The sequence below is a fragment of the Mesotoga sp. BH458_6_3_2_1 genome (genome assembly GCF_003664995.1).
Classification (GTDB): domain Bacteria; phylum Thermotogota; class Thermotogae; order Petrotogales; family Kosmotogaceae; genus Mesotoga.
Genome location: NZ_JFHL01000018.1, coordinates 233,464 through 247,626, shown reverse-complemented (window position 1 = coordinate 247,626; position 14,163 = coordinate 233,464). Strand labels below are relative to the sequence as shown.

Below are 14,163 nucleotides of genomic sequence, written 5' to 3'. Positions count from 1 at the left end.
GCTGCTTCGCAGGAGGCAAAAAAGACGTAAGAAGCCAAAGTGAAGAGAGAAAAGCGGCTCTAGTTCTGACGCTACGCGTCCGGGTTCTCTTAAGAACGCTAGAGAAAAAAAGAGAGGGGAGACTGAAGAGACGCGAGATTTCAGGCCGATTATGGAACTAAGGAATAAGATGATCGAACTATAAAGAAGAGATGTGGATAATGATGAGGGTTCTTGACGGGTCGTGAGGGGGTGTCCGATGGAAGAAACGTTAATCGCTCCATGCGGTATGAATTGTAGCCTGTGCATCAATTACCAGTCAATGAAAGAGGATCTAAAGAAAAAAGGCTTTCGCAGACAGTACTGCCCCGGGTGTATTCCGAGGGGTGAAAACTGCACTCATATGCGTGACCAATGCGAATTGCTTGCAAAGGGAAGCGTCCGGTTCTGCTTTGAGTGCAAAGCCTTTCCGTGTAAACGACTTAAGGCACTGGATAAGCGCTACCGAACGAAGTATCATATGAGCATGATTGAGAACCTGGAATTCATTCGTGACAACTCTATAGATCTGTTCTTGAAGAAGGAAGAGGAAAAATGGCGATGCCCTGAATGTGGAGGGGTCATATGCTGTCATAATGGCCTGTGCCTGAACTGCAATCTCGATACTCTTCGAAAGAACAAGAAATACCGCTGGAATGAGGAGTAGGAATGTGGACTCTATGAACGATCTTATCCGTGAATACACGAACCAGTTGAACACAGGGCGCATCCAGGAAGCCTACAGGGGAATCATGTCGTTCATGTCGGATCTAAGAACGTATTTGACCGACAGATACCCAAACTATGTGACCGGTTCTCTGTATTTCGGGTATATGGACATGACTTATTTTGCATTTTCTCCCACCGCCTTGAGAGATAGGAAACTCAAAATCGCGATTGTCTATCTGCACAAAGAGAGCAGATTTGAAGTCTGGCTTGGTGCAATCAACAGAAAGGTCCAGGCCAAGTACATCGAGTTCTTTAGACTTAAGAATATAGGCCAATACAAGTTGTCACAAGTCTCTCCGGGAGTCGATTCCATTCTCGAGTCAATGCTTTCCGATAGGCCGGATTTCGATAACCCTGAAGAACTCAAAAAAGAGATCGAAAGAAAGACCATCGAGTTCGCAGAGAGCGTAACTCTCATGCTCAATCGATAAGCAACAGATCATGAGCCGAGTTGAACGAAGACCCTCTGATTAGGCTGGATTTCGTCACGAAGCGAGAAGAATGCAGTAGGAGGGATTTCCTGGCTCTGAGTGCCGGAAACTCAAGCTGCCAGCTTCGGTCTCGGGAATCACAAATCGTGGAGTCTTCGGATCAGCCTGGCTCATTCATCCCAGCCACGGCCTATACGGTTTGCTTAGATTGAGACACACGAAGTGAAGGTTATCTGAATTTTCTAGAGCTCTTGTTTTTGCTACTGCTCCGTCTCGCAGTTTCCAACCTCTTTGGCACTCTCGCGAACCCCAAAGAATTGGTGAACCCATATTCGCAGTCGATCGGATACTCCGAGGGAGGAGCTGTGCTTGAGTGGCAGTAGAAGATTTTGCTGGAGGTAATCAATTGAAGAGAGCACTGATCGTGCACGGCGGATGCGATGAAGGATTCCTTCCGCAAAAAGAGATAGAGCTTCGCACACAAGGAGTGAACGTGGCCTTTGAAATCGGACTTGAAGTGCTGAAAGGAAGCGATTCTGCTTTAGATGCCGTTGAGTCCGTTATCGCGAAACTTGAGGACGATCCACATTTCGATGCGGGCATTTCCGGCTCCTTCGCCAACATGATAGGAGAAATCGAAATGGATGCCTCAATTATGGATAGTAACGAGGCAGCAGGGGCTGTAATCAGAATAAAGAATTTCGCTCATCCCATTAGCGTGGCGAGAAAGGTTCTGGAGGAAATTCCCCACCTAATGCTCTCTGGGAAGGGGGCCGAGTTATTCGCCAGACTCATGGGATTCAGAGAGACAAGCCCGAATGAGCAGTATGCAAATACTGATGATAGAGAAATTGAGAAGCTTCCGGAGGATTATAGAGAATTCGTTAGAAAGTACTCCAAACTTCTGGCTGAACAGAGAACCTTCTCTACTGTCGGAGCAGTGGCAATCGATTCAAAGGGACACATCGTCGCCGGGACTTCGACCGGGGGAATTGCCCACGCCTTTCCGGGAAGGGTTGGAGATACTCCCATCATAGGCGCCGGAACCTTCGCGTCCAGATCTGCCGGGGCTTCTGCGACCGGTCTTGGAGAGGGAATACTGAGAGTCGGAGTCACAAGAAAGCTCGTCGAGCTCGTCGAGGGAGGCCAAGCGGTTCAGGAAGCCTGCGACAGAGTTGTCGAGATCTGTTCTGAACGGGGCTTCCAATGTGGAGTGATCGCCCTGGATGCCGAGGGAAACGCCGGTATCTCCCATAACGGGTTTTTCATGCCCACAATGTATTCCCGGTTTGACTGATCAGGAAGACAGCGATGGGGCTCATATAAACCAAAGTGCACTCACCGAGGTTCCGGCTTACATATCGGCATTATAGAGGATCAGCAGACTTCTAAAGGTAAGATCGTTGATTCTCCTGGATGGTGATTTCCAGTTTTCTTCAAGTGCCAAGCCTGTATAAGAGTTCCAGTGGGTGAAGTAAGGATGAGAGAGCTTCTCCGCAAATTTTGCTCCAGATTTCCGGAGTGCTGATCGCAGCCTGTCGATCTGTCTTTTGATCTCCGGAACTTCATCTGCAATACCCATTCTCGCAAGCAGCTCCATCCGGTGAAACCACATCATCCACCCCTTCGAATCAAGCTTATCCATATCGGAGTTGAAATCGTCTATAAAGACCGAGGCCGGTGCTATTAACTGTGATTTGTGTCGAAGCAACGCATGTTTGATCGGCGAGAGCTCTGCTAGCCTCTTAACTGCCCCGGCAACTGTCTTCCTGCCCTCTTCGCTTCTCCAACCTCTCGCGAAAGCCAGAAGCCGAAGATGATATATTGACGGCCATATGGCATCTTCCTTGAAAACAAGCCTTCCATTGAAGCTTTCAGTAATCTTTGAAAGCGATCCTGCACTCCTGACAAAATCAAAAGCCTCAAGAGCCTTCTCCACTTCATATCTAACGAAATCCTTTTCTTCGAGTCCTACCTGAGCAAAGAGTGCCGCTCTGATTGACTCGGATCCTCCGAAACCCCTTGAGTCCAATACACTACCGACTTTCTTAAACTCTCTTGGGAAGTCGCTGCTGTCTCTTTCCAGAGCTTCAAAGGCTCTCGAAATAACCGCATCATCACTTCCAAGACCCCTTTCTAGCAGGAAGCGGATCGACGCCTCCATACTGTCTTCCCCGTGGAAGCTCTCACCAAGCCAGCCATCTTGTTTCTGGTTTTCGATTATCTTCTTAACCCTTATATCATCGAGGATTCCCGAATGAAGTACTCTCATATTCAGAGTATCCTGACTCTCTTTTAGGATTTCCTTTTGAACCCTGTATCTTATAGATGAACAGGCGTCTCCTTCGAGAAGAAAGGAAATCATTATCTCTCTTAGCATCTCTACCTCCGTTCATTGAGGACAAAATGCCCTTCGAAATTCGATGGTGCTATTTACGAAATACTACACTTTACTCAGTTCGTATAGCAAGTATCGATAATTGAGATGAACGGTCAAAGGGGTTTCAGTCTGCTCTTCATCTCTTCCTTTCCTAGATTGACGCATGATAGTAAACCTGCCCTGAGGTGACTGAACAGGTATAATAGAGCTAATGATTGCAGTCTAGGATTGGTGATCTTTGAAGTGGTTGAAAGCCTAGGTACGTATAGCTACTCGGCGTCCACGGAAGAGCTTCGAATCGGAGAGAAGATACAGCATAAAGCAAGAAAGCGCATCTCGAAGAAAGGGTGAGCATATCAATGAACCTGCTTCTTGAAAAACTCAAGGAAGTGCTGTTAGCCGTTCTTCCCATTACGGTGCTGGTTCTGGTGCTCAATTTCCTGTTTGTCTCGTTGAGTTGGTTTCTAATATTCAGATTTGTGATTGGCTCCTTTTTGATTGTTGTCGGGCTGTCTGCGTTTCTTTTTGGAGTCAGTATAGGGATTAGCCCTATCGGTAACTTCATGGGTACCTTCATAGCAAAGACTAATAAGCTCTGGATAGTAGCTGTTGCAGGTCTTGTGCTTGGATTCTTCATATCCATAGCTGAACCCGCACTGCACATACACGCGCTTCAGGTCGAGCTTGTCTCTTCAGGTATATTATCTAGCGGGAGTGTCGTTATAACTGCATCCATTGGCATTGCAGTTTTTCTCTCACTCGGACTCATAAGAATCGTCTTCAATGTCGCCCTCAAGAAACTTATGACAGTGTCTTACGGTATAATACTTATCCTTTCTCTCTTTTCTTCGAGAGAATTACTTGCGATCTCTTTCGACGCTTCCGGAGCTACCACAGGCGCGATGACCGTTCCATTCATTCTTACACTTGCAGCCGGGATATCAGTTCTCAAGAGAGATAGTAGATCTTCAGAAAATGATAGTTTTGGACTCCTGGGAATTGCCTCCGCCGGAGCAATTATCTCTGTGCTTCTCGTCGGTATAGTATCCACTAACAATACTATGGAAGCTGCCCCTGTTTATTTCGCATCGGAATCTTCAGAGATTCTTGGTTACTTCTTCGATTTGATGCCAAGGATCGCTAGTGAGGTTCTTCTTTCACTGCTTCCGATACTGCTGGCCTTCTTGCTGCTTCAGTTTAGCTCACTAAGACTTTCAAAGAGAGTGCTCAGACAAATAACTGTCGGACTTCTGTTCACTTTTGTAGGTATGGTGATTTTTCTCGTAGGTGTCAACGGGGGCTTCATGGATGTCGGGAGAGAAATCGGATACGGCATAGCCTCAATGGGAAACAAGTCAATCTTAGTTCTAGTTGGTATGATTCTGGGTCTTGTCACAATCCTTGCAGAGCCTTCGGTTTACGTTCTGACTCATCAAATTGAAGATGTGACCAGTGGTGCCGTTAAGAGAAGAATAGTTCTTCTCGCCCTATCGGCCGGTGTTAGTCTGGCAGTGGCTCTTTCAATGATTAGGATAGCTGTACCGGCGGTTCAACTCTGGCATTTTCTTCTGCCCGGCTATGCCATCTCCATACTACTGTCGTTTTTTTCGCCTAAGCTCTTTGTCGGAATTGCTTTCGATGCGGGAGGTGTTGCCTCTGGACCTATGACGGGTACTTTTGTAATTGCTTTCGCCCAGGGTGCCGCGAGCGCAATTGAAGGCGCGAACGTGCTCATTGACGCTTTCGGTCTCATATCTATGGTTGCAATGACACCCATTATCGCTCTTCAAATACTGGGGTTGATATACAAGATCAAGACAAGAAAAAGAGGTGTTGAGTCAAGTGGCTAGTAATAAGAATATCAGTCCGTATAAGTTGATATATGCGGTCGTTAACTTTGGAAAGGGAAGCGAAGTGCTTCGAATTGCAAGGGAAAACGGGATCAGCGGAGGCACGATTCTGCTGGGGAGGGGCACTGTAAGAAGTGGATTATTGAACTTCTTCGCGCTGTACGAAATCCGAAAGGAAATAGTATTGATAGTTGCAAACAACAGGAATGCCAAGAGCTTGCTCGAAGCTCTTGACAGAGATATGATGCTTGATCGCCCGGATCACGGAATCGCTTTCACTGTAGACATTCAGGAAGTAGAAGGATCAAAAGAACTGGGATGCAATTCGCTCCAAGAAGGAAGAGGTGAAAAAGAGATTATGTATCAATTGATTACAGTAATAGTTGACAGGGGAAAGGCCGAGGAAGTTATAGATACCGCTACCGAGATGGGTTCGAAAGGTGGAACGGTAATAAACGCGAGAGGATCCGGCGTTCACGAAAGAAGCACGTTGTTCGCAATGGAGATCGAACCTGAAAAGGAGATCGTCATGATCGTCTCCAAAATAGAGTTGACACAGACAATAGTGAACAAGATAAGAGAGAAGCTAAGAATCGATGAGCCTGGTAAGGGAATCATTTTCATTCAAAACGTGGGCGATGCCTATGGCCTCCTCAAGTAGGGATAGCTAAACCATGCACTGATGAAGAGGCGCGCTCTTGAAAGCCAGCATGTTCATTTTTGGGTCGAAGCTACTTGCCGATTCTTCTAGCCACGGGCCTTGTAGAATGAATCGAATCCAACCGCTGCCAGAACTACAAGTCCTTTGAACACATATTGAACATAAAGATCTATTCCGATCAGGTTGAATGCATTGGTTATCATCGTCAGCAACAACGCCCCGATGAGAGTTCTCACGACTGAACCTTCCCCACCAGATACACTTGTACCACCGATTACTGCAGAAGCTATGGCATCCAGCTCATAGCCCTGACCGGCAAGAGGTGTAACCGAAAGCAGCCTCGATGCGTAGACAACTCCCGACATTGCAGCCATTACTCCTCCAGCAACGAAGGTCAGTGTCATGTAGAAGTCGACTTTGATTCCCGAGAGTCTGGCCGCCTCTTTGTTCCCGCCTATCGCACAGGAGTACCGGCCGAATTTCGTCTTGACAAGAATAAACTGACCGAGAGCTACCAGGATCAGCAGCAGAATTATTGGAAAGGGAATCGGCCCTATGTAGCCGTTGCCGATGAAAGCAAACCCTTCTGAGTCGACATAAAGAGGATAACCGCCCGTATACATATAGACGATCCCTCTTATAATCGTCATAGTCCCCAGAGTGGCAATGATTGGCGGGATATGAATCTTCGAGCTAAGGAATCCATTTGCCGCTCCAAAGGCGGCACCAACCAGCAAAACAACAATCACGGCGAGAAACCAGTGCATAGAAGACTGGAGTCCAACCGCCATAGCGGCGGAAAGAGCCAGTAGTGAACCGACCGAGATGTCGAACCCGCCGCCGATAATGACAAAGGTGGAGCCGATAGCCATTATCCCGATTATCGAGCTCTGCCTGAATATGTTTATGATGTTTCTCCAAGATAGAAAGTTGGGTGTCATAAGTGAGATGACCAGCGCCAACACAAAGAATGCTATGATGATTTTGTACTTTCCCAGAAAGCTTGCCAACTTCGACTTAACAGCGGGTCCTGACATTCAACTCACCACCTGATTATCTAGATGCTCTTGTTTTCCGCTCAACGCCTTCTTCATGATCTCGTCCTGGCGAGCTCCGCGTTTGAATTCTCCTACGACCTCTCCATCTGCGATTACGAGGATTCTGTCGGATACTCTCCGAACTTCCGGCACTTCAGAGGAAATGAAGATAACGGAGAAGCCGTTCTCGGCAAGTTCTCTCACAATCGAGTAGATCTCACTCTTTGCCTTCACATCGATTCCCTGTGTCGCCTCGTCCATGACCAGCAATTTCGGATTTGTCAGCAGCCATTTTGCAATTACGACTTTCTGCTGGTTGCCTCCGCTAAGAAACTTCGTCTGCTGATGTATCGAAGCAAGCCGGATGTTAAGTCTTTCCCTGTATTCATTCGCTTTAACATACTCTCTCTTCGTCAGGATCATTCCGGGCATCGCAGTGAAATCGCTTATCGAAGGGAGAGTGATATTCTTGAAGACCTCGAAAAGCATAATGAGGCCATCGGATTTCCTGTCTTCAGGTATTAGCGCTATCCCTGCATTTATAGCATCTACCGGCGAGTTTAGATTCACTCTCTTGCCCTCGACAGTTATCTCGCCGCTGTCTGCTTTCTCGGCACCGAAAATCGCCCTGGCCAGCTCCGTTTTTCCCGCGCCGGTGAGACCGGTAATTCCAAGCACTTCACCGGGATAGACTTCAAATGAGATATCCCTTACTCTAGGCAACTTCTGAATGTTCTTCACAGATATGACGGGTGGAAGGTCGTAGTTTGCAGAACTAGAAATATCTTCGATATCATGAAAAACTTCACCGACCATCAGATTTACGATCTCTTCTCTGTCAGTCTCAGCGGTATTCAGAGTGGAGACCTTCCTGCCGTCTCTAAGGACCGTAATTCTATCTGTAATCCTGAAAACCTCTTCCAAAATATGGGTGATATACAGGATCGAAATTCCCTTGCTTTTGAGTTGAGAGATGATCTTGAAGAGATGATCGGACTCTTCCTTCGAAAGCGAGGCCGTCGGCTCGTCCATGATCACTACCCTCGAATTCCTGGAAAGTGCCTTCATGATTTCCACTACCTTCTGCTGCGCCACCCCGAGCCTGAATATCTTCTCGTCCGGTGAGAGATCAAATCCATACGACTCACAAAGGCTGCGAAATCTCTTTCTCATATTCTTTTCTGAAAGCAGGCCCGAGACCTGCATCTCGTCACCGAGGAATATGTTCTGCTCGACGGTGAATTTGGGAATGAGGCTCCTCTCCTGATAGATGACGCTTATTCCCTGCCTGAAAGATTCCGTTGGAGATGAGAAGCTGGTTTCCTTCCCGTCATAGAGAATGGTCCCGGAATCTTTCTGATAAGCTCCGACAATGCATTTTGTGAGCGTCGACTTTCCCGATCCATTCTCTCCCAGAAGGGCGTGGACCTCCCCCTCTCTCACATCCATGTCCACCCTGTCAAGAGCCTGAACACCGGGAAAGCTCTTTGAGATTTCCTTCACTTCGAGAATCAGTCTAGGCCCGACAGTATCTTTATTCAAAGCGATCACCCACATACTCGAGAATCGCATCACTTATGTGTCTTATATCCCAGGAGAGAACAAACCCATCATGGCCTTTTCTAAGAGTTGCATCTACGTAATTCCTGACTTCCTCCAGACCTACCGAACATACAGGGGGAAGATTGACCGCTTCAAAGCCGGGAAAGATCCTCGTTACTGGATTGAGATTCATCTGGTCGATCTTATTCAGCTCTAGTTCATAGTTCTTCTGATCGATGCCTTCCATTCTTATTTCATCAAAGCTTTCAGGCAACAGAAGGCCGGTCAGCTCTCCGATAATCTCGAGCGCTTCTCTCTCCGAAAGTCGCGAGGCGTGCTCCACGAGAATCTTTGCCAGAGAGAGAAGTTCCATCGGAAGTCCGGCCGGCCCCATTGTTTTGCAGTAAACCATCGGCTTCATCCAATCCACATGCCTGGATATCCTCTCGTAATCCTGCGAAACGATGTTTCGAAGTGAGGGGGAGAAAAGGTCCACCCCCACTTCAAGGCCCAGGTTTCGCGCCCTGTCGGCATATGAAGCTAGCAGCTGGAGCACCGATGACTTTCTGAACTCGAGAAATTCCCCGGTAATTCTGTAAAACTCTTTGAGAGTTTCGAGAACTTCGTCCATTCCAATCTTCGAACCGAGCTTTTTCACGAAGCCGTGAACAGCCTCCTCAAAAGCTGAACCCGTTGCGCTCGACATCTCTTTGCAGGTGTCGCAGAAGCAGGTAAGCATCTCTCCTATCCCGTTGGCTGGTGACGGAAAACGGATCCTGTCGAGAAAGACACCGTCGAAATCGGCAAGGCCAAGGATTTCTTCAAAGCGGCTTAGAAAAGCCTCCTCTTGCCTTACTTTGTTGGGGCAGAGGAATTCAAACTCCTCACCGCCTGCCTTTTGGGACTCCAGGATTTCCGACCGACCGTCGTCTAACGTTCTGACGATTTTGAAGGCGTCCGTGTCAAAATCTACTGGCGCGTCCGCCAGCATTGGGTACCAGAGATGCGGAGAAATTCCAACGCCTCTGCAAATCGAAACAAGCGAGGAAAGATATTCGGGCCGGACCGACCAGATAATGAGCTTTTGTAGTCCTGCCTTCTTCGCCTTCGAAAGTCTCTCTGTAAGGCTTCTGGAATTATCCTTGGAGAGCTCCTCATTAAGAAACAGCTGTGAGAGGATATTGATCTTACCTGCTTCAGACATCAGCGACCTCCTGTCGTATTTCTCTTACATTTCCGGTTCGAAATCTGCCACGTTATCCTTTGTGACCATTACCTGCTGGATCTCAACGAACTTCGGCACTTCCTGTCCGGTCAGGTACAGATGGGCGGCCTCGACTGCTTTGTAACCTTCTTCAATAACCGAGAAATAAGTGGAAGCGTAAACGTCACCGGCTTCGATGTAAGGAACGAGCTCTTTCGCATACTCCAGGCCCAAGACCACTACGTCGGTGATTCCTCTCTCCTTGAGTGCCATCGATGCAGCAATAGCTCCCGACCACCACTGGCAAGCAATGACGTCGACATTTCTGCCACTCTGGAGGAAGGCCTCCATGAATGCAAGTGTTCCTTCTTTTGTCCAGCCGTCTATAGGACGCTTCTCAATTATGCTCCAGGAAGGATTTCTTTCAGCGACAGAGAGAAAACCCTCTTCTCTCATTCTCTGGGCAGTTGTACCGGGATTACCTTCTATAAGAATTATGTCGATGTCGGCGTTCCCGAAGAGCTTCTCGACAAATTCCGCCTGAACAACCCCTGATCCTATCTCAGAACGACCTATGTGGCTAATGACACCTGGATACTTGCCTTCTGGATCCGTTCCGATACTGTTTGTGAATGTTATCAATGGAATTCCCGCTTCGTCGCAGCGAGTTACCGCAGTTCGAAGTGCCATGTTATCGGCCGCGCAAAGCAACACGAGATCAACACCTCTTGCGATGAAGTTCTCAACCTGAGACAGCTGTTTGCCCGCATCCCATTCCGCATCGGCATAGATCAGGTTCAGTCCAAACTCCTCTGCAGCAGCATCCAACCCTACTCTCTGAACGCTGAAGAATTCAACGGTTCCGGGAAGCAAAACTGCAACGTCCGTCGCAAAGAGAATTCCTGCCATCAGAACGAAGATCATAGCTAGTAGAACAGTAATCTTTCTCATAAGTACCTCCTCTTGTAGTGTCCTGCATTCAAAATTCTGAAGTTCCCCCTAGAACCTCTTTAAGGAGCAACTCTTTCTGAGCAAAATAAGCTCCTCCAATGACAACACTGTAAGGTTCAAGAGCTGCTCTGACAAGTAGATCTGGTCTGTAAAGCTCTTTCGGAAGAACCTTCCTCAGAGTGCTGTCGATTATTGGGAAAATCCGGTCATACTGGTTGAAGCCAATACCACCTCCTATCAGAAGTCTTGCTGAATCGAGAAGCATAATAGCATTGGCAAATGCAAGCGCAAGATGTTGGCAGCCTCCCGTAATTCTTTCAAGGATTCTTTCATCGGAGTCCATCTTCTCGAATAGGTCCTTTACGCTGAATTCCCAGCCGTTGTTCCTGCAGAAAGACTCTAGCGCATATCCCGAGAACCACTGTTCGAGTCTCCCAAATCCCTCATTCATCTTCGATTCTGTAGACCAGTCGGTGACAAATTCTCCGATTTCACCGGCTCCACCGACGCATCCTCTGTAAACCGAATCATTGATAACAATACCTGAGCCGATACCGGTTCCAATTGAAACCAGAATCACATCGTTGAACTGTCTTGCAGAACCGATCCATGACTCACCGAAGGCGGAAAGTGTAACATCGTTTTCGATCAGCGTTGAAATCCCAAACCTCTTCTCGATCGGGGTCTTGAGATCAAGATTCCCGATATCGAAGGAGGGCATGTATTTTATCTTCTGTGTAGTCCTGTCTACAGTACCGGGAATGCCTATAGAGATTCCAAGCACCTTCTCTTTTCCGACTTCCTCTATGTAACTCTTGAGTCTCTCATTCAACTCATCTACCAGGCCCCTCTCGGTGCGAAGAAGGTCAGTGGTTATAGTGTCGCGTTTTAGAATATTTCCATCGAGATCGATCATCGCGAATATAGTCTTGGTTCCGCCTATGTCAACACTTAGTACGCTTCTGTAGTCTTTTGCGAAAGAGATATTGATAGGTTTCCTGCCACCGGAAGCTTTGCTCTGTCCAAGGCCGTTCTCTCTTACAACACCCTCTTCAACCAGATCGTTGACAATCGAAGATATGGTCGGTTTGCTAAGTCCGGTCAGTTTCGATATTTGGACTCTAGAAGTACTCTTCCTTTCTCTAATTATCTTCAGAATCTCGCTCGTTCTGATCTCAGTGAGTTTCGATACCACTTCTTCCTCCCGCTTCCTTCCAGTATTCGCTTCTCCTCCGATTCTCTAACTGACAACAGGGAGATCGCTCTCAGAAATACGAGAAGGACATCATCTAAGTTGGTAAATAAAAACTACTAACTAATTCAATTGAATTATAGTCCTCGGAGCGCCAATGCCAAAGAGCAAGCCGGCTCGATGGCGCCGACCCTACAAGCAGGATTTGACAACTAATCACTTTCACTCTTCTCTCTTCAACCTTAATCAGGTGGTAGAAATGTTAGAGACGATTTCTCTATCTTCGAAAATAATCCCATCAACGCTTTCCTCGTGCAAATCTTCGCTAATCCTTGTACCTAAAGATGAGAGCGTGAGTTTTGCATCTTAGTTGGAACCAAGACCCGCGGTTTGAGATAACAATCTTGCTGTGAATCGAAAACTGAACTCGAAAGACTCTTCATTGTGGACCAATAATGCTTGAGAATGAGAACGATCCAAATAATTACTCCTATTGAATTGAAATCGGACGACATCGCTAGAAATTAAGTACGGAAATAAAAAAGAGATTATGTATACTCATAATACATCATACATAATACGTATGATGACTAGAATTTCTGGAGGTAGATCGAATTCATGGCAAGAAGAAAATCACTTTACGAGATCATATATTCGCAAATAGAGAGAGAAGTCCAGAAGATGAGTGATGGGACGCAGCTTCCTTCAATAGAGAAGCTCTGCGAGCAATACGGTGCAAGCAAGACCGTTCTTAGAGAAGTAATAACGGCACTGGAAAAGGACGGCCTTGTCGTAAGAAGGCAGGGTCTTGGAACCTTTGTTGTGAAGGACAGCGGGCTTGTACATACGGGGATTGAATACTTGAGAGGTCTGACGAGAATCATCTCTAGCTCTGGAAAAAGTCCCGAGCTGATTTATGACAAATTCCGTGAAGTCAAGGCCGATCGAAGGTTGGCAGAAAAGCTGGAGATGCCTGAAAATGAGAGTCTTGTGCTTACGGAGAGGGTCTATGCGGCCGACGGTATCCCGGCGATATTTGCCAGAACTTACATAGCATCCGAGAGGATACCGGGAAAGACTGAGGCCCTGTTAAGAACGCTTGAAGGAAGGAAGGCAAAGGAACTGGTCCTATTTGATCTTCTGGAAGAAAACTTCAAGGATCCCATCAGATTCGCAATTGCCGAAATAGAATCGAGGCTCGTCGACGAAGAGTTGGCCGGACTGCTTGAAATGAGATCTGGAGAATCAATAGTGTTGCTGAAGGAAGTTCACAGGGATATCAAGAACATTCCGATGCTTTACTCGGAGGATTTCATAAACACGACGGTGTTCAGAATACACGTTCTCAGAAAAAAGATTTGAGGTGACATTTTGATGGAGGATTACAGAGAGCCAGTCGGACTTGAAGGAAAGTTTCAGTATCACATCGAGTGTCGGGCGGGAGACATAGCACCGGTTGTTATCGTTCCGGGAGATCAGGGAAGGGTTGAGAAGATTGTCAGTAGACTTAGCAATACCAGAAAGATTGCGGAAAACAGAGGTCTAATCACCTATACAGGTGAGTTCATGGGCAAACCGGTCTCAGTTACTTCTACCGGCATGGGTGGCCCTTCGGCAAGTATCGCGTACGAAGAACTTATCAATGTGGGAGCGAAGGTATTGATAAGGATCGGTAGCGTAGCCGGACTGCAGGAGTACGTAAATGAGGGGGACATCGTTGTGCCGTATGGTTGTGTACGTGATGATGGAGCTTCGAACTACTACGTCCCGGAGAATTTTCCCGCAGTGCCTTCTCCAGATGTCTACTCGTCCCTGACGGCTTCGGCAAGAACTCTTGGAAGAAAGATCGTTACGGGAATCAACTGGACCCACTCCTGCTTCTACAAACGCGATCCCGAATATTTCCAGAGCTGGAGCAGAAGAAGAGTAGTCTCACTTGAGATGGAGGCTTCGGCTCTATTTGTGATCTCTTACCTGCGTGGCGTGAAGGCTGGATTCATCGGTGTATGCTATGCAAACAGATACAGGCAATCTGCTGGCTCAAAGGTAGATCTTTCCGTTAAGAATCCGAGGAGAGACCAAATCGAAGACTCAGTGAAAGATGCAATCGAAATCACCTTGACTGCAATAGAGAAAATGTACAGTGAAGATCTTGTATAACGACCAAA

Annotated in this window: 13 protein-coding genes; 7 read left to right on the top strand and 6 right to left on the bottom strand. The window is 47.2% G+C overall.

Going from position 1 to position 14,163, the window contains the following annotated elements; all coding sequences use genetic code 11:
* The first annotated feature begins 238 nt into the window (after positions 1-238).
* The 3 genes from Y697_RS09990 to Y697_RS09980 all read left to right on the top strand — a co-directional run bounded on the left by Y697_RS09990 (position 239) and on the right by Y697_RS09980 (position 2,475).
* Positions 239-685: a DUF3795 domain-containing protein gene (locus Y697_RS09990; RefSeq protein WP_121551477.1), complete on the top strand. Its 447-nt coding sequence runs from the start codon at positions 239-241 to the stop codon at positions 683-685.
* The gene (locus tag Y697_RS09985; protein ID WP_183083777.1) at positions 675-1,178 is read left to right on the top strand and encodes a DUF7000 family protein; all 504 of its coding nucleotides are present in this window, start codon (positions 675-677) and stop codon (positions 1,176-1,178) included. Before Y697_RS09990 ends, Y697_RS09985 begins: the two co-directional genes overlap by 11 nt.
* 406 nt (positions 1,179-1,584) lie before the next feature.
* Positions 1,585-2,475 (top strand): isoaspartyl peptidase/L-asparaginase family protein, encoded by an 891-nt coding sequence (locus Y697_RS09980; RefSeq protein WP_183083776.1) that lies wholly within the window; start codon positions 1,585-1,587, stop codon positions 2,473-2,475.
* A gap of 57 nt (positions 2,476-2,532) precedes the next feature.
* Here the strand turns inward: Y697_RS09980 and Y697_RS09975 are convergent, their stop codons facing one another.
* Entirely contained in the window at positions 2,533-3,558 is a 1,026-nt protein-coding gene (locus tag Y697_RS09975; protein ID WP_121551474.1) for a hypothetical protein, read from the bottom strand.
* Between the two features lie 359 nt (positions 3,559-3,917).
* Between Y697_RS09975 and Y697_RS09970 the strand changes: the two genes are divergently transcribed.
* Together Y697_RS09970 and Y697_RS09965 are read left to right on the top strand one after the other, a co-directional pair.
* Positions 3,918-5,408 carry a DUF1538 domain-containing protein gene (locus tag Y697_RS09970; protein WP_121551473.1) on the top strand — a complete coding sequence of 497 codons (1,491 nt, stop codon included), beginning with the start codon at positions 3,918-3,920 and terminating at the stop codon, positions 5,406-5,408.
* Complete coding sequence (locus tag Y697_RS09965; RefSeq protein WP_121551472.1) at positions 5,401-6,069, top strand: P-II family nitrogen regulator; 669 nt, start codon at positions 5,401-5,403, stop codon at positions 6,067-6,069. The genes Y697_RS09970 and Y697_RS09965 overlap by 8 nt, the downstream gene beginning before the upstream one ends.
* Before the next feature lie 86 nt (positions 6,070-6,155).
* Here Y697_RS09965 and Y697_RS09960 read toward each other — a convergent pair whose 3' ends face one another.
* Genes Y697_RS09960 through Y697_RS09940 form a run of 5 tightly spaced genes read right to left on the bottom strand, consistent with a single transcriptional unit; the run spans position 6,156 to position 11,998 of the window.
* Complete coding sequence (locus Y697_RS09960) at positions 6,156-7,106, bottom strand: ABC transporter permease (RefSeq protein WP_121551471.1); 951 nt, start codon at positions 7,104-7,106, stop codon at positions 6,156-6,158.
* Entirely contained in the window at positions 7,107-8,678 is a 1,572-nt protein-coding gene (locus Y697_RS09955) for a sugar ABC transporter ATP-binding protein (RefSeq protein ID WP_259462482.1), read from the bottom strand.
* On the bottom strand, positions 8,641-9,852 hold the full coding sequence (locus Y697_RS09950; protein WP_121551469.1) for a hypothetical protein: 1,212 nt from the start codon (positions 9,850-9,852) through the stop codon (positions 8,641-8,643). Before Y697_RS09950 ends, Y697_RS09955 begins: the two co-directional genes overlap by 38 nt.
* 24 nt (positions 9,853-9,876) lie before the next feature.
* A complete protein-coding gene (locus Y697_RS09945) occupies positions 9,877-10,803 on the bottom strand; it encodes a sugar ABC transporter substrate-binding protein (protein WP_121551468.1) in 927 nt (308 codons plus the stop codon).
* 28 nt (positions 10,804-10,831) lie between these two features.
* A complete protein-coding gene (locus Y697_RS09940) occupies positions 10,832-11,998 on the bottom strand; it encodes an ROK family transcriptional regulator (protein ID WP_121551467.1) in 1,167 nt (388 codons plus the stop codon).
* 615 nt (positions 11,999-12,613) lie between these two features.
* On the opposite strand from Y697_RS09940, the gene Y697_RS09935 reads away from it, so the two are divergent.
* Entirely contained in the window at positions 12,614-13,357 is a 744-nt protein-coding gene (locus tag Y697_RS09935; protein WP_121551466.1) for a GntR family transcriptional regulator, read from the top strand.
* Between the two features lie 12 nt (positions 13,358-13,369).
* Entirely contained in the window at positions 13,370-14,155 is a 786-nt protein-coding gene (locus Y697_RS09930; RefSeq protein WP_121551488.1) for a nucleoside phosphorylase, read from the top strand.
* The last annotated feature ends 8 nt before the right edge of the window (positions 14,156-14,163 follow it).

Excerpts from the sequence above, each read along its gene's own strand:
- Y697_RS09990 (WP_121551477.1), top strand. The coding sequence starts at position 239 with ATGGAAGAAACGTTAATCGCTCCATGCGGTATGAATTGTAGCCTGTGC.
- Y697_RS09985 (WP_183083777.1), top strand. The coding sequence starts at position 675 with ATGAGGAGTAGGAATGTGGACTCTATGAACGATCTTATCCGTGAATAC.
- Y697_RS09975 (WP_121551474.1), bottom strand. The coding sequence starts at position 3,558 with ATGCTAAGAGAGATAATGATTTCCTTTCTTCTCGAAGGAGACGCCTGT.
- Y697_RS09970 (WP_121551473.1), top strand. The coding sequence starts at position 3,918 with ATGAACCTGCTTCTTGAAAAACTCAAGGAAGTGCTGTTAGCCGTTCTT.
- Y697_RS09960 (WP_121551471.1), bottom strand. The coding sequence starts at position 7,106 with ATGTCAGGACCCGCTGTTAAGTCGAAGTTGGCAAGCTTTCTGGGAAAG.
- Y697_RS09955 (WP_259462482.1), bottom strand. The coding sequence starts at position 8,678 with ATGCGATTCTCGAGTATGTGGGTGATCGCTTTGAATAAAGATACTGTC.
- Y697_RS09950 (WP_121551469.1), bottom strand. The coding sequence starts at position 9,852 with ATGTCTGAAGCAGGTAAGATCAATATCCTCTCACAGCTGTTTCTTAAT.
- Y697_RS09945 (WP_121551468.1), bottom strand. The coding sequence starts at position 10,803 with ATGAGAAAGATTACTGTTCTACTAGCTATGATCTTCGTTCTGATGGCA.
- Y697_RS09935 (WP_121551466.1), top strand. The coding sequence starts at position 12,614 with ATGGCAAGAAGAAAATCACTTTACGAGATCATATATTCGCAAATAGAG.
- Y697_RS09930 (WP_121551488.1), top strand. The coding sequence starts at position 13,370 with ATGGAGGATTACAGAGAGCCAGTCGGACTTGAAGGAAAGTTTCAGTAT.